This window comes from Salinivibrio sharmensis (genome assembly GCF_001995985.1).
Classification (GTDB): domain Bacteria; phylum Pseudomonadota; class Gammaproteobacteria; order Enterobacterales; family Vibrionaceae; genus Salinivibrio; species Salinivibrio sharmensis.
The window spans coordinates 87,685-104,976 of sequence record NZ_MUFC01000001.1 but is presented as its reverse complement, the minus strand read 5'-3'; the positions used below and the strand labels follow the sequence as shown (position 1 = coordinate 104,976).

Below are 17,292 nucleotides of genomic sequence, written 5' to 3'. Positions count from 1 at the left end.
CGGCTTTTTTTATTGCTGTGTATGGTGTGGATCATTGATGGGTGACAATGTATTGAAGATACCATCTTCTGGTGTCGGAAAGCGCGCGAGCAGCGCAGCCAGAAAAATATCGAGTGCATCCAGCATCACAGCATTGACTTGCTGTGCCAGCGCTAGGCGGCGCGTGAGTGACAAGGCGTGTACACCATCAAGCTGAGAAATAACTTGGTCTATCTTATCGGTAAATGCGTCACCCAGTTCAAGGTCGCGCAGTTGTGCTAAGCGCTTGGTGAGTATTTGTTGTTGTAAGCTTAGGGACTGGTGCGCATTGGGCGTTGTGTTCTCTAGCTGTATTGACGCGTAGGAAAAGCGTTGGCGAGCTTGAAGTAGCTCTAACACGGCATACCAGATTTGTTGGTAAGACGCGAGGGTGTGGTCATCACCACAGGCAATTAACACCGGGGGGATAGCTTCATCCACCAAATACGCCAGGTGCTGCAAGGCGCGGTTTTTCATTTTGGCTTGAGTCACATCATCATATTGAGGTAAGGCGTGCAAATGATGGAAAAACAGCCGATACATTGGCTTTTGCCCATGGGGGGCTAAGTGGTGTAACTGACGGGTTTGGTCAAGCAGCAACTGATAGTCATCGGGGTCGACGCGCGGTTGGGTGGCAAGATAGCGCGCATGCTGAAGTAGAGCACGTAACTCATGCAATTGATGTAACCGCCAGTCAGGGCGTTGACGATATATGATAACAGCGACAACGCTAGCAACCCCGAGTGCTAAAATCCCTATCATGACTAACCACTCCATATGCTCTCCTTGCTATGGCTTCCGCTTACACAGAGCAGAGCATGAAGCATGCCAAAATTGAGAGGTTAATCACGCCTTGTATGGCCTTGAACGGAGCCTGCTGATGGGCGTTTTACGCACCGTGTTAGGGAGTGGCTGCACCTTGCCAGTGCAAATAACAGGGCTGAGGTGGCGTGCAGGTAAAAAAAGAGCCCAGTTGGGCTCTTTTGATTTTGTGAGGTGTTTCAGTCTGGTTACATGACGCGCATGCCAGGTTGTGCACCTTCGTGAGGCTCTAAAATCCAAATGTCTTTACCACCTGGACCGGCCGCTAAAATCATGCCTTCTGACATGCCAAACTTCATCTTTCTTGGTTTTAAATTGGCGACCATCACGGTGTGCTTGCCCACCAGATCTTCGGGGTTGTAGGCCGACTTGATCCCAGAGAATACCTGGCGTATTTCACCGCCAATATCAAGCTTGAATTTGAGCAGTTTGTCCGCTTTTGGCACGGCTTCACACTCAAGGATCTTGGCAACGCGGAGGTCGACTTTAGCAAAGTCACCGAATTCAATTTCATCAGCCAATGGCTCATCAGCCAGAGGGCCTTGCGCTTTGGCTTTTTCTGCCTCTTCGGTCGCAACATCTTCTTTGCTGTCAGCAATCATGGCATCGACCGCTTTCGGATCAATTCGATTAAATAGCGCTTTGAACTTGGTGATCTGATGGCCAGTCAGTGGCGTCGCAATGCTTTCCCACGTGAGAGTATCGTTTAAAAAGCCTTCCGCACGTTCCGCCAGTTTTGGCATCACAGGTTTGAGGTAGGTCATCAACACACGGAATAAGTTAATACCCACTGAGCAAATCGCCTGCAGCTCGGCCTCTTTCCCTTCTTCTTTGGCAATCACCCAAGGCGCTTTCTCATCGACGTACTGGTTGGCCTTATCGGCCAGCGCAATGATCTCACGGATCGCTCGGTTAAACTCGCGCGCTTCGTAGAGTTCGCCGATATGCTCGGCTTTATCAATAAACGACTGATAAAGCTCAGGCTCGGAGCAAACGGTTGATAGTTGACCGTCAAAGCGTTTGCTAATGAAACCCGCGTTGCGAGAGGCTAAGTTGACCACTTTGTTGACGATATCGGTATTCACGCGCTGGATGAAGTCATCCAAGCTTAAATCGAGATCATCAATACGGCTGTTGAGTTTGGCCGCGTAGTAGTAACGCAGGCACTCAGGGTCAAGGTGCTTTAAGTAAGTGCTTGCTTTAATGAATGTCCCTTTCGATTTGGACATTTTCGCGCCATTGACGGTGACATAACCGTGCACGAAGACGTTGTTTGGCTTGCGGAAACCAGCACCGTCGAGCATGGCGGGCCAGAACAAACTATGGAAATAAACAATGTCTTTGCCAATGAAGTGGTATAGCTCGGTGTCGCTATTCGCTTTCCAGTATTCGTCAAAGTCGATGTCGCCGCGCTTGTCACAGTAGTTTTTAAATGACCCCATGTAACCAATAGGTGCATCCAGCCAAACGTAGAAAAATTTGCCGGGCTGATCGGGGATTTCAAAACCAAAATAGGGCGCATCGCGAGAAATATCCCACTGCTGAAGACCGGTTTCGAACCACTCGTTCATTTTGTTGGCAATTTCATTTTGCAGTGAGCCGGATTTGGTCCATTCATTCAGCATTTGCTCAAATTGCGGCAAATCGAAGAAGAAGTGTTCAGAGTCACGCATCACGGGCGTGGCGCCGCTTACCGCTGAACGAGGGTTAATCAACTCCGCTGGGGTATAGGTTTCCCCACAGTTATCGCAGTTATCACCGTATTGATCGTCGGCGTGGCACTTCGGGCACTCGCCTTTGACAAAGCGATCCGGTAAGAACATTTCTTTTTCCGGATCAAACAGTTGAGAGATAGTGCGGCTGGTGATGTAACCTTTGTCGCGTAGCTGAGTATAAATAAATGAGGCGAGCTCGCGGTTCTCATCACTGTGGGTGCTGTGATAATTGTCAAAGCTGATATCAAAGCCATCAAAATCGGTTTTGTGCTCTTGTTGCACGCCAGCGATCATGGCTTCTGGCTCCACACCCATTTGCTGCGCTTTTAACATGATGGGGGTGCCGTGAGCATCATCGGCACAAATAAAATGAGTGGTGTTGCCACGCAGGCGCTGATAGCGCACCCATACGTCTGCCTGAATATGCTCGAGCATGTGGCCCAAATGAATCGAGCCGTTCGCATAAGGTAGCGCACAGGTCACCAGAATTTTCCGTGGGGTTGCAGCCATAATCTTGTTTGTTCGCTCTTATGATATGAATGGAATGATTGCGGAAATCTTACCTGATACGATATGCCTTGCCTAGTGCAGGCCGTGAGTGAGGCTGTTTATCCGTTAAACGCTGCCAGTCTGGCCTACTATATTTTAATCAATGGGATGGTGATGCATGTTGTTTGGTTCTAAAAAGAAAAAAGCACAAAAACAAAAAGAAGACACGGCCGCCCCGCTGACCAATGTGGACGATGCAGTGAGTCTATTGAATCAGTTTTCACATCCACGTTTGGTGGAGCAGTGGGCAAGCCAACCATATTGGGTAAGCGCGAGTGAAGATGGCTTTAAGGTGACGTTTCCATTTGCAGCGGCGTCAGTGATGCAGGCGCTCAATGAGTGGCTGAGTGCCCAGTCGACGACATTGGCGCAGCAGTTTCAACTGACACAGAGAGTGGCGCCGCTAAAAAGTGGTGATAAGGCGCCCGTCAAAGGGGTGAAAAACCTGCTAGTGGTGAGCTCGGCTAAAGGCGGGGTGGGTAAATCGACGACGGCGGTCAATTTGGCACTGGCACTGCAGGCGGAAGGGGCGTCAGTGGGCATTGTCGATGCCGATGTGTATGGCCCATCGCTGCCGATTATGCTGGGCGCTAAAGACAGCGAGCCGCAAACCCATGATGGCAAACTGATGGAGCCTGTGATGCGTCATGACATTGCCTCTAATTCAATTGGATACCTGGTGCCCGCCGATAATGCCACCGTGTGGCGTGGGCCGATGGCCTCGAAAGCCTTTGCCCAATTGATCAACGAAACCCGCTGGCCCGAACTTGATTATTTAGTTGTGGATATGCCACCAGGTACCGGTGACATTCAGCTTAGCCTGGCGCAGCAGTTCCCGGTGACGGGAGCGATGGTGGTCACCACGCCACAGGATCTCGCACTGGCTGATGCAATTAAAGGCGTGGCGATGTTTGAGAAAGTACAGGTGCCGGTTCTCGGGGTAATAGAAAACATGAGCTACCACATTTGTTCGCAATGCGGCCATCATGAGGCGATTTTTGGTACCGGCGGCGCGGAGAAAATGGCCCGTGAACAGGGAGTGCCAGTGTTAGCACAAGTGCCGCTTCATGTAGCGATTCGTGAGGACATAGACGCAGGCACACCGAGTATGGTGGCGCGCCCTGACAGTGAGCATGCTGCTGTCTATCGGCAAATGGCGGCGACTGTGGCCAGTCAGCTGTATTGGCAAGGGGAAACGCGCCCTGAACAAATAAGCGTACAAACGGTGTCGCCCTGATTGAGCAACGTGCAGCTATCGCAGGCTTAAAGCAGCGGGTCAGTCAGGGAAGCGTGATTTTCTCTGGCGCCAGCGGCTTCAACTCCCTATAATCAGGCGGTTTATGTAGATTCCGCCAAGCTTCCTCTGGGTATTCATATTATGAGTGACAACAACCACCAATGCGTTATTATCGGCATAGCAGGTGCCTCTGCTTCCGGTAAAAGCCTGATCGCTAGCACCATTTATAAGGAATTAAAGGAAAAAGTCGGCGATCATCAAATCGGCGTGATCACGGAAGACAGATATTACCGAGATCAAAGCCATCTCAGCATGGAAGAGCGCGTACAAACCAACTATGACCATCCACAAGCGCTAGACCATGACTTGCTTTGCGAGCACCTAGAAAGTCTCGCGGCGGGTCAGGCTGTTGATGTGCCTGTGTACAGCTACTCAGAGCATACCCGCATGGATGAAACCACCACCATGACGCCTAAAAAGGTGATCATTTTGGAAGGGATCTTGTTGCTAACCGATCCACGCCTGCGCAACCTTATTCATGCTAGCGTGTTTATGGACACTCCCCTTGATATTTGCCTGCTGCGCCGCATGAAGCGTGATGTGGCCGAACGGGGCCGCACCATGGATTCGGTGATGGAGCAGTATCAGAAGACGGTCCGCCCTATGTTTATGCAGTTTATTGAGCCGTCAAAGCAATATGCCGACATTATCGTGCCTCGCGGGGGCAAAAACCGCATTGCGATCGATGTGTTAAAAGCACATATTGCACGCTTATTGAAAGCTTGATGTTTTCTTATTGATAATAGAGACCTAGCCTCTCATTGCTAGGCGTAATGAGACAAGAAAAAGCGGTGCTTGAGCGCATCGCGCCATCTACTAATCGTGAGGACTAGCCGATGCGACTATGCGACAGGCATATCAAAGAACACCTTGATGATGGCCGCATCAAAATTGAGCCGCGTCCAGCTGAAGCGTCAATTTCTGGTGTAACGGCAGACGTGACTTTGGGCAATCAGTTTCGTGTATTCAACGACCACGGCGCCGCGTTTATCGATCTGTCCGGCCCGAAAGAAGAGGTCAATGCCCAGCTCGAACGTGTGATGAGTGATGAAATAGAGATTGCTGATGGTGAGGCTTTTTATCTGCATCCAGGCCAGCTTGCGCTTGCCGTTACTCATGAAGCGGTAACCCTACCTGATGACATTGTTGGCTGGTTAGATGGCCGCTCGTCGTTGGCACGTTTGGGGTTGATGGTGCATGTGACCGCGCACCGGATTGACCCGGGCTGGTCGGGCCGTATTGTACTCGAGTTCTATAACAATGGTCGTTTGCCTTTGGCGCTACGACCCGGTATGCCGATTGGTGCGTTAAGCTTTGAGCCTATGTCGGGCGCTGCCGATAAGCCCTATAACAAACGTGATAATGCCAAGTATAAAAATCAGCAAGGGGCGGTTGCCTCTCGCATTAGCCAAGACAAGGCTTAACAATTGCAATGCGCCTACGGGCGCATTTTTTTGCTAACGTAGAACCCGATCGTGAAATCATGGTCGATAATGCGAGTATCTCGCGCGAGTGGTATCGCCTGTTACGCACAAGGAGCATCTTGCAATGATAAAAAAAATCGCCCTTACTCTCGCTGTTTTGGTGGTGGTCGTCATGGGTGGCATCGCCGCTTTGCTCGCGACCATTAATCCTAACCAGTTTAAGCCACTGTTGGTCGAGCAAGTAAAAAAACAGACAGACTATGACATGGTGATCGGTGGCGACATTGCTTGGCAGTTTTGGCCAAGTTTGGGTTTTTCAATCGAGGATGTCGCGATAAAAAATCGCCCCGGTTTTGATGAACCCGATTTGATGCGCTTATCTCAAGCACGCCTCTCTGTCGATGTGTTGCCTTTGATGTCGCAAACCTTGCAGATCGGCGAAATTACATTGCAAGACCCACATGTGTTTATTCAAACCCTGAGTAATGGGGAGAGTAACCTCATCGCGACATCGCCAACGGCTGAGCCTCAAGCTGAGCCGGCGCCGCAATCAGGGTCACCCGCTGATAGCTCGAGTACCGAGGCAAAGGCGTGGAACGTATCGTTGCAAGGACTCAGTGTGGCCAACGCGAGTGTGGTCGTCAAAGATGACCAAGCGGGCACCATGACAGCGTTGCGCGATGTGGATCTTGAGGTGGGTAACCTGGCGACGGATGTGTGGACGCCGATTTCACTGTCGTTGCGCGGCGAGCAAAATGACGCTCGCGTTGAGCTGGAAGGTCAAGGTGAGTTGAAATTGGCTAGTGACCTGATACAAAGCCAGCTGCGCAAACTGGCGTTGACGCTCTCCGCCGAGCAAGGTGCACTGACCTTAGAACAAGCGAACCTCACCCTCGATCGTTTGGCGCTGGGTGAGGCGGCGAAGTTGGGCTTTAATATCAACGCGCAAACCGCAGACATCGACGTTGAAAGCTCGGGGCAAGCCCAGGTAACTATCGCAACGACGCAAGATAAGATCACGGTTCAGGGGTTAGACATGCTCACGACGGTGTCTGGCGAGCCTATCCCCAACCAGTCGCTTAGCCAAGCGCTAGCCGCTGATATTGTGTTTGACATCAACCAGCAAACGTTGACGGTCAGTGAATTGATCAGCCGATTAAACGACGATGATGTTGTGGTGGATGGCAAAGTAGCAGTTAAAATGACTGAGATCCCCCAAGTTCGCTTTGCGCTGAATACCAACCATATTAACCTCGATACGCTGCTACCGACAGACAAGGCATCGCCTAATCAATCTGCAAACGATAGTGAATCTGGCTCTAATGATAAATCCAGCCCGAGTACGCAAGCGGCGCCACTGAGCAAAGAAGAGCCTGATTTGAGTGTGTTGGAGACGCTAGATATTGCCGGCTCACTGGCAATGAAAGGGATTACCGTGAGTAACGTTACCTTAGGGCAAACACGCGCGACGGTGGCCATCGACCGTGGCAAGGTCGATGTGTCAGAGCTGACCACCCAAGCCTACGAAGGGACTGTCGCTGTGCAAGGAATGTTAGATGCCACCCAAACGCCAGCGCGCTATCAGGTGAGCAAAAAAGCGCGAGGGATCCAAGTGCTTCCGCTATTGAAAGATGCCGCTGAAGTGGACCTATTAGAAGGTAAGGGGAACGTTGATATCAATGTACAAGGCAAAGGCTTGTCACCGTATGCATTGCGTCAAGCGATTCAAGGCAGTGTCGCTATTTTCTTCGAAGATGGTGCCATTAATGGTATTAACTTGGCGCAGATGCTCAGAGAGGCGAAAGCGACGCTGAAAGGCGAGTCGGCAGCCGCAGCTAATGAAGTACGTAAAACCGACTTTAGCGCACTCACTGCGAGCTTTACCTTAGGCAACGGCATGGCACGCACCACCGACTTACTGCTGGAAGCGCCAGCGCTTCGGGTACGTAGTGATGGACAAACCGATCTGCTGAAAGAGACGCTCGATTTTAATGTGTATACCTCGGTGGTCGAGACCAGTAAAGGCCAGGGCGGTAAAGATATTGATGAACTGCGTGATGTCACCATCCCAGTGACGGTGGCCGGTACCTGGCAATCGCCGAGCTATAAACTAGACATTAAGCAGCTACTCAGCAGTAATAACGCATTGGAAGAAAAAGCCCGCAAAGAGGCGCAACGAGGGCTGAAAAAGCTACTGGGTGATAAAGCAGATGATGATAAAGTCAAAGAGACGGCAGATAAACTCCTTAATCTATTTCAGTGATCGACTGACAGCGCATCAGACTATGTAATGCAAAGTCATTAAAGGACGTTTTATGGACTCTGTCACGCAAGCAGCGTTGGGCGCAACGGTCGCGGGATTGGTTGCGGGTAAACGCTGCTCTCCGAAAGTGCTACTGGCGGGCGCGGCCCTCGGAACCTTACCGGATCTGGATGTATTGATTGATTACGGCGACCCAGTGGCAAACACCGTGAATCATCGTGGCTTCAGCCACTCGTTGTTTGTGTTGCCTTGGGTCGGTGCACTCATTGCATGGTGCTGGTGGCGCTGGCAGCGTCAGTGGCCGCTCTGGCAAGTGATGACGCTGGTGCTCGCCGTGCTTGTGACTCATCCGTTATTGGATGCAATGACGGTATACGGCACTAAGCTATTCTGGCCACTCGATGTGCCATCGGTAGCGGTGGCGAGTCTGTTTATTATCGATCCCCTTTATACGGTGCCTCTACTGGTTGCGCTCATCAGCGCATTACTATGGCGCCATATGGGGGCCAAGGCATGTGGGGTTGGGTTGATGGTGTCGACCCTTTATTTGGCCAGTTCGGTGTATCAGCTCCATCAAATAAAAAACCGGGTTGCCGAGCAAACACAAGGAACGTTGCTGGAAGGCCAGCCTTCCATCATTATGCCAACGCCTTTTAACACACTGCTTTGGCGTGTGGTGATTATTGGTGAGGAGCAATATTGGGAAGGGCTTGCGTCACGGCTGGATAGTAACAAGAGCATTGATTGGGTGGCTCAACCGTTAGGGCAATGGCCGCTAGCCAATACTGATACCCTCGACGCACTACGTACTTTCTCACGCAATTTTATTCGCTTCGAAAACCGAAACGGGCAGCAGGTTGTCACCGACTTGCGTTTTGGTGTGGCCGCCTATCAGCCATTCCAGTTCTTGCTGGCAGAGCAAAAGACGAACGGGGAGTGGGCGCCGGTCGCGCCTCAACAACTTGAACCAGGCCCTTTACCCGAGACGGCGTTACCCTCGATGTGGCAGCGCTTGCTGGGCGATCAGTCCATCGATGCCAAACTCTGTCGGCAGTCGTGTCAAACCAATGACACGCCTGTTGATACGCTATCTTCTGCATCTGTACCGAAAAGCAACACGTCAAAGCAATGAGCGTGCACAGGACACGCTCATTATGGTTTTGTAAGCTATCGATAACGTCTACCAGTCAATGCCTTGGCGAGCTTTAACACCGGCATCAAACGCATGTTTGACATTACGAACTTCAGATACGGTATCCGCCATTTCAACGAGACGACGATGCGCACCGCGGCCTGTGACCAGCACCGATTGCTCACTTGGGCGTTGGCTAATCGCAGCGATGACATCGTCCAGATCAATATAGCCATAGGTGATCATATAGGTGATTTCGTCCAAGACGACCACATCGTAATCTGGATCGCTAAGCATGGTTTTACATGCTGACCAGATTTTTTGCGCCGCTTGCGTGTCGGCCGTTTTATCTTGGGTATCCCAGGTAAATCCCGTACTCATCACATGAAAATCCACGCCATGTTGACTGAGTAAGTCCCGCTCACCGCATGCCCAGGTTCCTTTTATAAACTGGGCCACCCCGCATTTAAAACCATGGCCAGCGGCACGTGCAACGGTGCCAAAAGCGGAGGTTGATTTACCTTTGCCGTTGCCAGTAATAATAAGAAATAGCCCTTTTTCTTCTTGCGCCGCATCAATTCGGGCATCGACTTTTTCTTTCAGCTTTTGTTGGCGTTGTTGATGGCCTTGCTCTGACATAGGACTTCCAAACTTTGTTTAACTTAGGTCTATAGTAAAGGGACGATAGGGTGGATGCCACCCATGATATTCTGACCGCAAACCGACGGTCCCAATCAAAGGACGCTATGATGAAAAAAGGAACACACGGTCTTATTACTTTGTTGGCTCTATGTTCGCTGCCTGTTGTGGCGGGTAAACAGATAGATTATCAGTTAGACGGGGAGGCATTTTCCGGCTACCTAGCCACACCTGCCTCTTTTGAGAAAGGCAGTGTGGTAATTATTCATGACTGGGATGGGCTAACGGGCTACGAACGTCAACGAGCGGATATGCTGGCAAGCTTGGGCTATCGGACGTTTGCATTGGACATGTTTGGTGCTGGAAATCGACCGACCAGTCTAGAGGCGAAAAAAGCCGCCACGGGAGCACTGTATAAAGACAGAGTGCGAATGCGCGAACTGATTGAAGCAGGGATGAGTGCTGCGCAATCACAAGGTGTGACGCAGCCAGTAGTGGCAGGCTATTGTTTCGGTGGCACGGTAACGTTAGAGCTGGCGCGCAATCCAGGCAATATGCCTGTTAGTGGCTACGCCAGCTTTCATGGCGGTTTGGGCACACCAGACGGCCAAGGTTATTCAGAGGATATGGCGCCGCTGTTTATTGCCCATGGTGGGGCGGATAAAGCGGTGCCCATGGAAGATTTTGCGACCTTTATACAAACGCTAGAGCAGGCGGGTGTCGATTATTGGTCGCAAGTGTATGCTGGTGCGCCGCATGCGTTTACCGTATTTGGCTCGGAGAGATACCGTGAAAAAGCCGATAAAAAGTCTTGGCGGGCGTTTAAAACGTTTTTAACGGATCGGATGGAACAATGACTCGAGGGGAAAGAGATGATTCGTCATGTATTGATTGTTCGTTTTATCGCTAACGCGCGCGATGAGCAGATCCAAGCATTAAAAGATAAATTTGAATCAATGCCGAGTGTGATTGACGGCGTGAGTTCGGTCGAATGGGGAGAAAACAACAGCCCAGAGGGTAAAGATCAAGGCTACACCCATGTGATTATGATGACGTTTCGTGATGATGCCGCGCGGCAGCACTATTTACCGCACCCAGAGCATGAGGCATTAAAAGCGATATTTCGTCCTATCCTGGAAGACATTATTGTTGTGGATTATTCCGTGCTTGGATAGGGGCTGACACACTGCCGAATCATTGAGTATTACCTGTCCCACTATAGGCAGCGCTTAGCCTTATTGGTAACCTGAGAGTTCATCAATAAGGAGGTTTGACGCTGATGACAACCGATAATCAAAAGCCCAGTGTTTTGGTGGTGTGCTTGGGTAACATCTGTCGTTCGCCCACCGCGGAAGCCGTATTACGTGCTCGCGCACAGGCGCGAGGCTTGGCAGTCGATATTGATTCGGCGGGCACGGCAGGTTATCACCAAGGTAACCCGCCGGATAAACGTAGCCAAGCGGCCGGGCAGGCGAGAGGTTACTCGTTTGAAGGTATTCGCGCCCGTCAGGTTGGCCAGCAAGATTTTGTTCGCCACGATATGATTTTGGCTGCTGATGAGAGCAATTTAGCGGATTTGAAAGCGCAGTGTCCTCATGAGTATCAGGATAAACTCTCTTTGTTTCTTAGCTGGGGAGAGAGCACTGATGGCCCTATTCCAGACCCTTACTATGGGGGGACTGAGGGGTTTGAGCAAGTGTTAGATTTGCTCGAGCAAGCGGCAGATGGAGTACTGGATCATATTGAGGCGCATCTCTTGCCTCGTTAGTTGAGAGAGTGCGCGTCTAGGGGATAAACAGATAATAAACAAAAGGCGCGTAATGAACGCGCCTTTTGCAGGAAACCGCTTACGTTGCTTACCACTTCTTCTTCGGGGCAAACAATTCGTCCAAATCGCTTCTCTCTTCTTCTTGTTCGGACTGCATTTTTTCGTGACCGGTATTTAGCGTATGAGTAATATCGCTATGCATTTGCTCTAAGTGCTTTTTCATCTCTTGTGAGTAATCATCCGTTTTCGGTGAGACGACATCTATTGCCTTTTTCAGCAACTGTTGTGCGGTGCCCATTTGCCCTTTCTGCTTCGCATCATTGGCGCGTTTAATCACGTTCTCAATATTGATTTTAAGCTGCATCTGCTCCAAACGTGCGTTCTCAGCCACAAACGCTTGCGTCGCTAGTCGTCCCTTAGAGTGCTCCGCTTTCACCACCGAGCGCAGACGTTTTACTAGCTTGAGCATCGAAATCGCTTGTCGATCGTTATCTGGCACTTTAAAGGAAGTAGACTCGCGGTTTGAGTAGCTTTGTTTTATTTCATCGATTTGCGCTTGAGTCGCACTGATACGCTGTTTGATCGATTTATCGGAATCATCAATTTCGTACATGGCTTTCAAGGAATCCAGGATCTTCTTATTTAAGCAAACCAACAAGGTCCCGCTATAAGGCAGGTTATGCGCATTACCAATCAGCTCTTCAGTGGCGTCAATCACTGCAATGTGCTTAGCCATCTCTTGGCGCTTGTGAGATTCAATTTGCTTACGTTGTTGAGCCAATATGTTGTAGCCGACAATCAGGCCGAGCAATATGACACAAAGGCCAGCTATCAAGGCAATATTCATAATTCAGCGACGATGTTCCTTGTAATAAACTCAACGGGTTAAGATACACGATCTCGACCGACAGAGATAGCATCAATCAAGGATGGAGGCAGCATGAGTGATCCGCCTCTAACTCTGCACATTACACTCGATTCGTATGCGCTGCTATTAGTGTGGCCTATAATCCCTCACTTAGCGATAAAGTTGCCGTAATAATGTGGTTTTAGCGAGGCGATAAAAACAAGGTTACTTATCAAATTGCTTAGTGAATGTGCAATCGCTAACGTTTATATAACCAAAGCCTATTAAATAGTCTAATTTGGGTATATAAATAATCTATCACAACCCAATGCTGTCACTTAACCCATGAGGCTCGCGCGTCTGCACTATGAAATTACAACAGCTTAGATATATCGTTGAGGTCGTCAACCACAACCTAAATGTGTCTGCGACCGCAGAGAGTTTGTATACCTCTCAGCCTGGGATCAGTAAACAAGTTCGATTGCTAGAAGATGAACTAGGCGTGCAAATTTTTGAGCGCAGTGGCAAGCATCTTACTCAGGTGACTCCTGCTGGTGAGGCCATTGTGGAGATTTCTCAAAGTATTTTGTCTCGGGTTGAAAGCATTAAAGCGGTGGCGAGTGAACATACGCACCCAGAGATGGGGAATCTCAATATCTCCACTACCCACACGCAGGCGCGCTATGCACTGCCTGATGTGATAAAAGCCTTCACCGCGCGATACCCCAAAGTGTCATTGCACATGCATCAGGGAACGCCGACGCAGATCTCCAACTCGGTCGCCAAAGGCACGTCAGATTTTGCTATCGCGACCGAAGCTTTCCATCTCTATGAAGACTTGGTCATGCTGCCGTGTTACCACTGGAATCGTTCGATTATTGTCACGCCTGATCACCCACTGGCACAGAAAAAAGACAATATCACCATCGAGGACTTAGCGGCCTATTCTCTCGTGACCTATGTCTTTGGCTTTACCGGGCGCTCAGAGTTGGATGAAGCGTTCCATCGCGCCAATCTCACCCCCAAGATTGTATTTACCGCCACAGACGCGGACGTAATCAAAACCTATGTGAAGCTGGGATTAGGGGTTGGAGTCATTGCCAGTATGGCGATGGATAGCCAAGCTGACTCTGATTTGGTGGCCATTGATGCGAGCCATATTTTTGGTGCTAGCACGACCAAAATTGGGTTTCGTAAAGGCACCTTCCTTCGCAGCTACATGTATGACTTTATTGAACGCTTTGCCCCACACCTGACGCGCAATATGATAGATAAAGCGGTGGCACTGCGTTCTAACGAAGAAATTGATGCCATGTTTAAGGACATTCCGTTACCCATTCGTTAGACTGTGCAGGTACGACAAGGCTGCGTTGAGCAGCCTTTTTTGATCACGCGTTCACTTAAGCCTTGATAGCCACCATGTCATCCGTCTCTTTTCAGCAACAGTTCAATCAATTAACCCAGCTTCTTACCCATTACCACTGGCTGTGGCAACCGATGCCAATGGCTCATCGAACACTGCCATGGCATGAGCAAAGTGCGTTGTGCGACTGGCTGACAAGCTTAAACCATGCCCAAATGACGCAACTAAAGGCAGAACCTGAAGCCGTGATTACCCAGTTGTCGAGCTGGTGGCCTGCGCTGGCGCAATTGACCGAACTGACCGCTGTGCCGCAGGCTCGTACAACCAAGGTAGATGTGGATCCGCGGTTGGCGGTAGGGGTGCCGGGAAGAAAATGGGCGCAAATTGAGGCTTATCTAAACGCACTACCGAGCAGCAAGGGAGCCGAGCGCTACCTAGAGTGGTGTGCCGGAAAAGGGTATCTCGGGCGTGCCATCTCATCAGTGACCGGTAAGCCGGTTGAGAGTGTCGAATGGCAAAAAGCGCTTTGTGATCAAGGACAAGCGTTTGCACAGCGCAACACCCTCGCGATGCGGTTTTACCCCTTAGATGCCATGGGCGCGAAGGCGGCCGCTGTGATGGCCGGTTGTGACCACGGATTAGCGTTACATGCCTGCGGGGATTTGCATATACAACTCCTGCAAAAAGCAGTGACGTGCGGCATGCCGCGTCTATCCGTCTCTCCATGTTGCTATCAGCTGATTCAGGGGGAGGTGTATCAGCCACTCTCGGATGTCGCTCAGAATACAGGAATGCGATTGACAAAAACCGATCTTAAGCTTGCCGTCCAAGAGTCAGTGACAGGCGGACAGCGGGTGCGCCGTCAACGGGAGCAGGAAGTTATTTTTCGGCTCGGCTTTGATGAATGGCAGCGTGATTGGCGACATCAAGATGACTACCTACCGCTACCAGCTATAAAAAAATCACAGTTAGGCCAGGGATTTGCGGATTTTTGCGGCTGGGGTGCGAAACAAAAAGGGCTTACCCTACCTGCTGACTTCGACGCAGGATGGTATTTGCGCCGTGGGGAGGCGCGCTTTACCACGCTGGAACAAATCAATGTGGTAAAGAGTGCCTTTCGTCGAGCAATGGAAATATGGCTAGTGTTAGATCGTGTACTGTTTCTTGAGCAACACGAGTACGCGGTGAGTCTTGTGCAATTTTGTGAGCGTGAGTTGACGCCTCGTAACCTTCTTATTCACGCTGAAAAGATCAATTAGGGCAGATCGCGCCTGAGTGGCGTGTAATGCGTCATGAACAACGTCAAGTCAGTGTATTGTCGGTAAAACTCTCGCCCCACGTGGTGTAAATAGTTACACTGCGGATATCTATCTTTACTTGAAGTTATTTTCTATGCCAGATATTGGTGTCACTATTGCTGTGGCTTTGATCTTAGGGTTGGGTTGCTTTGTACAAAGCTTGGTCGGGTTTGGTATGGCCATTGTGGCCGCCCCTCTGCTATTAATGATCGATCCTAAGTTGGTGCCAACGACTATCTCGATGGTCGGGTTGACGTTGGCAAGCATTAACGCTTGGCAATATCGGCATCAGCTTTCATTCCGTGATCTTAGTTGGGCTTACATGGGCCGAGTGCCAGGCACGGCAGTGGCCGGCGGCGTGATGTTGGTGGTGACCACACAAATGCTGGAGATCATCATCGGTGCTGCCGTCTTGGTCGCGGTACTGGCGAGTGTGATGCGTTTCGATATCACCCCTAATCGGCGAAACTTTTTTGTCGCAGGTTTTACCTCTGGGGTGATGGGCACGACGACGAGTATTGGTGGCCCGCCAATGGCTCTTGTATTGCAACACGCTGATGTCAACAAGATGCGCGCATGCTTGGCCGGCTACTTTGCCATTAGCTGTATCTTGTCTTTGATTGCATTAAGCGCCACTGACTTTCTTACCTGGTGGCACTTCAAGCAGGCTGTTTTTGCTATCCCTGCCGTGCTTGCGGCAACATGGCTTGCTTATCGTGTCGCACCGCGGGTCAAACCTCTGCTGGTTCGTCGAGCGATGCTATTACTGTGTACGTTAGCTGGGGTCAGCACGCTGGTACGCGGCTTGATGGGTGGCTGAAACGCGTAAAACGCAATGACGCCCCAAAGTCAGTGGGGCGTCATTGAATCATTGGGTACGTCGCGAGTGATGATCAGCCAATAAACTGTGCCACCACAACACTAATTCCTCCCACCATGGCCAGGCTAAGTCCGAGGTTTCCACCGATAACCTGATAGTGTTCATCGGTTGATACGGTTTGGCGTGCTTTTCGCACCATGAGCACGGGTAGCACCACCGCCAGAATCACCAGAGCAACCGCGGCATAACCCAGCGCAGTGATAAACCCCTGAGGGTAGAAAAGTGCGAACACCAAAGGCGGTAAGTAGGTAATGGCAGCGGTCTGCAGGCGGCCACGCACACTGTCTTGGCGGTTAAAACTGTCCGAGATAAAGTCAAACAAGCCTAAACTAACACCAAGAAACGACGTAGCTAAGGCTAAATCAGCAAAAAGCGAAATGCTTGAGGCTATGTAATCTTGCTGCACCACGGATTGGATGATGGCAACAAACTGAGACAGCTCGCCGTTTTTAACAAGCGTCGCTTGTGCAACGGTGCCCAAGCTCGCCACTTGCCAGAAAATATAGAGACCAAGTGGTAGGGTAGAGCCGACAATCATCACTTTACGTAGTGAAGGAAGATCTATCCCGACATAACGTACAATCGAGGGGATACTCCCGTGGAAGCCAAAAGAAGTGAAAATAACGGGCAGTGCGGCGACCAAGAGTCCTTTTTCTACCGGCATCTCTACTAAGTTAATGCTAGAAACGTGTGGGGTGAGTAAGGTTAACGCTAAAATCAGGAATAAGACTTTAACGGTAAATAAGCCACGGTTAATTACATCCACCTTGCTGGTGCCTAAGGTGACGACTAAGCCAAACACTAGCGTAAACAGCACCGCTCCGGCGGCTGGGGGGAGCTCGATGGCTGACCACTGTGCCAGCTTCTCATTAAGCTGGCTCCCGCCACCTGCAATGTAGGCAGCGCAGAGTGAGTAGAACAAGAATAGCATGGCGAAGGAAGCCAGCCACTTTCCTTTATCCCCTAAAAACTGCTTCGCTAGGCTGTGCAATGTGGCATCAGCGTCAGCATATTGATGTACTTCCAGCATTAACAGTGCGGTGTAAGTCATTAATGCCCACATCGCCCCCATTAATGCCATCGACGCCCCAAAACCAATACCGGCGGAGGCAAGCGGTAGAGCAAGCATACCTGCGCCAATGGTTGTCCCTGCGATAATCAGCGAACTTCCTAGTACTTTATTCATATTATGTTTAACCAGTGTTAATAAAAAGTTAATTGTTGTGTTCGCACAAAAGATAACGTGAATTTATGCGCATTGTGCACTGTCTATGCAG

At 50.3% G+C, this 17,292-nt stretch carries 16 protein-coding genes; 11 read left to right on the top strand and 5 right to left on the bottom strand.

Annotation, left to right across the window (positions count from 1 at the left end; all coding sequences use genetic code 11):
- Positions 1–9: 9 nt before the first annotated feature.
- The gene (locus tag BZG74_RS00520) at positions 10–795 is read right to left on the bottom strand and encodes a hypothetical protein (protein WP_077770897.1); all 786 of its coding nucleotides are present in this window, start codon (positions 793–795) and stop codon (positions 10–12) included.
- Between the two features lie 233 nt (positions 796–1,028).
- Positions 1,029–3,065, bottom strand: a complete 2,037-nt coding sequence (gene metG, locus BZG74_RS00515) for a methionine--tRNA ligase (protein WP_077770896.1) — start codon at positions 3,063–3,065, stop codon at positions 1,029–1,031.
- A gap of 157 nt (positions 3,066–3,222) precedes the next feature.
- Here metG and apbC point away from each other — a divergent pair, with 157 nt between their 5' ends.
- From apbC to BZG74_RS00490, 5 genes are all read left to right on the top strand, one after another.
- Positions 3,223–4,341, top strand: a complete 1,119-nt coding sequence (gene apbC / locus BZG74_RS00510) for an iron-sulfur cluster carrier protein ApbC (protein WP_077770895.1) — start codon at positions 3,223–3,225, stop codon at positions 4,339–4,341.
- Positions 4,342–4,482: 141 nt separating this feature from the next.
- The gene (udk, locus tag BZG74_RS00505; protein ID WP_077770894.1) at positions 4,483–5,127 is read left to right on the top strand and encodes a uridine kinase; all 645 of its coding nucleotides are present in this window, start codon (positions 4,483–4,485) and stop codon (positions 5,125–5,127) included.
- A 110-nt stretch (positions 5,128–5,237) separates the two neighbouring features.
- Positions 5,238–5,825, top strand: coding sequence for a dCTP deaminase (dcd, locus tag BZG74_RS00500; protein WP_077770893.1), 588 nt, complete (start codon positions 5,238–5,240; stop codon positions 5,823–5,825).
- Between the two features lie 124 nt (positions 5,826–5,949).
- A complete protein-coding gene (locus BZG74_RS00495) occupies positions 5,950–8,088 on the top strand; it encodes an AsmA family protein (protein WP_077770892.1) in 2,139 nt (712 codons plus the stop codon).
- A 52-nt stretch (positions 8,089–8,140) separates the two neighbouring features.
- Positions 8,141–9,220, top strand: a complete 1,080-nt coding sequence (locus tag BZG74_RS00490) for a metal-dependent hydrolase (RefSeq protein ID WP_077770891.1) — start codon at positions 8,141–8,143, stop codon at positions 9,218–9,220.
- Between the two features lie 48 nt (positions 9,221–9,268).
- On the opposite strand, the gene cobO is transcribed toward BZG74_RS00490, so the two are convergent.
- Positions 9,269–9,859, bottom strand: a complete 591-nt coding sequence (gene cobO / locus BZG74_RS00485) for a cob(I)yrinic acid a,c-diamide adenosyltransferase (RefSeq protein ID WP_077770890.1) — start codon at positions 9,857–9,859, stop codon at positions 9,269–9,271.
- A 110-nt stretch (positions 9,860–9,969) separates the two neighbouring features.
- Between cobO and BZG74_RS00480 the strand changes: the two genes are divergently transcribed.
- The 3 genes from BZG74_RS00480 to BZG74_RS00470 all read left to right on the top strand — a co-directional run bounded on the left by BZG74_RS00480 (position 9,970) and on the right by BZG74_RS00470 (position 11,627).
- Positions 9,970–10,716 carry a dienelactone hydrolase family protein gene (locus BZG74_RS00480; protein ID WP_201247339.1) on the top strand — a complete coding sequence of 249 codons (747 nt, stop codon included), beginning with the start codon at positions 9,970–9,972 and terminating at the stop codon, positions 10,714–10,716.
- A gap of 15 nt (positions 10,717–10,731) precedes the next feature.
- Positions 10,732–11,034, top strand: a complete 303-nt coding sequence (locus BZG74_RS00475; protein WP_077770888.1) for a Dabb family protein — start codon at positions 10,732–10,734, stop codon at positions 11,032–11,034.
- 104 nt (positions 11,035–11,138) lie between these two features.
- Positions 11,139–11,627, top strand: coding sequence for a low molecular weight protein-tyrosine-phosphatase (locus tag BZG74_RS00470; RefSeq protein ID WP_077770887.1), 489 nt, complete (start codon positions 11,139–11,141; stop codon positions 11,625–11,627).
- An 88-nt stretch (positions 11,628–11,715) separates the two neighbouring features.
- Here BZG74_RS00470 and BZG74_RS00465 read toward each other — a convergent pair whose 3' ends face one another.
- Entirely contained in the window at positions 11,716–12,474 is a 759-nt protein-coding gene (locus BZG74_RS00465) for a DNA repair protein (protein ID WP_077770886.1), read from the bottom strand.
- A gap of 367 nt (positions 12,475–12,841) precedes the next feature.
- Here BZG74_RS00465 and cysB point away from each other — a divergent pair, with 367 nt between their 5' ends.
- The 3 genes from cysB to BZG74_RS00450 all read left to right on the top strand — a co-directional run bounded on the left by cysB (position 12,842) and on the right by BZG74_RS00450 (position 15,955).
- On the top strand, positions 12,842–13,819 hold the full coding sequence (gene cysB / locus BZG74_RS00460) for an HTH-type transcriptional regulator CysB (protein ID WP_077770885.1): 978 nt from the start codon (positions 12,842–12,844) through the stop codon (positions 13,817–13,819).
- 74 nt (positions 13,820–13,893) lie between these two features.
- Entirely contained in the window at positions 13,894–15,096 is a 1,203-nt protein-coding gene (locus BZG74_RS00455; protein WP_077770884.1) for a methyltransferase, read from the top strand.
- Positions 15,097–15,214: 118 nt separating this feature from the next.
- Entirely contained in the window at positions 15,215–15,955 is a 741-nt protein-coding gene (locus BZG74_RS00450) for a sulfite exporter TauE/SafE family protein (RefSeq protein ID WP_316243039.1), read from the top strand.
- Between the two features lie 73 nt (positions 15,956–16,028).
- Here the strand turns inward: BZG74_RS00450 and tyrP are convergent, their stop codons facing one another.
- A complete protein-coding gene (tyrP, locus tag BZG74_RS00445; RefSeq protein WP_077770882.1) occupies positions 16,029–17,201 on the bottom strand; it encodes a tyrosine transporter TyrP in 1,173 nt (390 codons plus the stop codon).
- Positions 17,202–17,292: the final 91 nt, after the last annotated feature.

What these genes read in the sequence shown, in the direction of transcription:
- BZG74_RS00520 (WP_077770897.1), bottom strand. Translation starts at nt 795, where the DNA reads ATGGAGTGGTTAGTCATGATAGGGATTTTAGCACTCGGGGTTGCTAGC.
- metG (WP_077770896.1), bottom strand. Translation starts at nt 3,065, where the DNA reads ATGGCTGCAACCCCACGGAAAATTCTGGTGACCTGTGCGCTACCTTAT.
- tyrP (WP_077770882.1), bottom strand. Translation starts at nt 17,201, where the DNA reads ATGAATAAAGTACTAGGAAGTTCGCTGATTATCGCAGGGACAACCATT.
- cobO (WP_077770890.1), bottom strand. Translation starts at nt 9,859, where the DNA reads ATGTCAGAGCAAGGCCATCAACAACGCCAACAAAAGCTGAAAGAAAAA.
- BZG74_RS00465 (WP_077770886.1), bottom strand. Translation starts at nt 12,474, where the DNA reads ATGAATATTGCCTTGATAGCTGGCCTTTGTGTCATATTGCTCGGCCTG.
- BZG74_RS00480 (WP_201247339.1), top strand. Translation starts at nt 9,970, where the DNA reads ATGAAAAAAGGAACACACGGTCTTATTACTTTGTTGGCTCTATGTTCG.
- dcd (WP_077770893.1), top strand. Translation starts at nt 5,238, where the DNA reads ATGCGACTATGCGACAGGCATATCAAAGAACACCTTGATGATGGCCGC.
- BZG74_RS00495 (WP_077770892.1), top strand. Translation starts at nt 5,950, where the DNA reads ATGATAAAAAAAATCGCCCTTACTCTCGCTGTTTTGGTGGTGGTCGTC.
- BZG74_RS00470 (WP_077770887.1), top strand. Translation starts at nt 11,139, where the DNA reads ATGACAACCGATAATCAAAAGCCCAGTGTTTTGGTGGTGTGCTTGGGT.
- udk (WP_077770894.1), top strand. Translation starts at nt 4,483, where the DNA reads ATGAGTGACAACAACCACCAATGCGTTATTATCGGCATAGCAGGTGCC.
- cysB (WP_077770885.1), top strand. Translation starts at nt 12,842, where the DNA reads ATGAAATTACAACAGCTTAGATATATCGTTGAGGTCGTCAACCACAAC.
- BZG74_RS00475 (WP_077770888.1), top strand. Translation starts at nt 10,732, where the DNA reads ATGATTCGTCATGTATTGATTGTTCGTTTTATCGCTAACGCGCGCGAT.
- BZG74_RS00490 (WP_077770891.1), top strand. Translation starts at nt 8,141, where the DNA reads ATGGACTCTGTCACGCAAGCAGCGTTGGGCGCAACGGTCGCGGGATTG.
- BZG74_RS00455 (WP_077770884.1), top strand. Translation starts at nt 13,894, where the DNA reads ATGTCATCCGTCTCTTTTCAGCAACAGTTCAATCAATTAACCCAGCTT.
- apbC (WP_077770895.1), top strand. Translation starts at nt 3,223, where the DNA reads ATGTTGTTTGGTTCTAAAAAGAAAAAAGCACAAAAACAAAAAGAAGAC.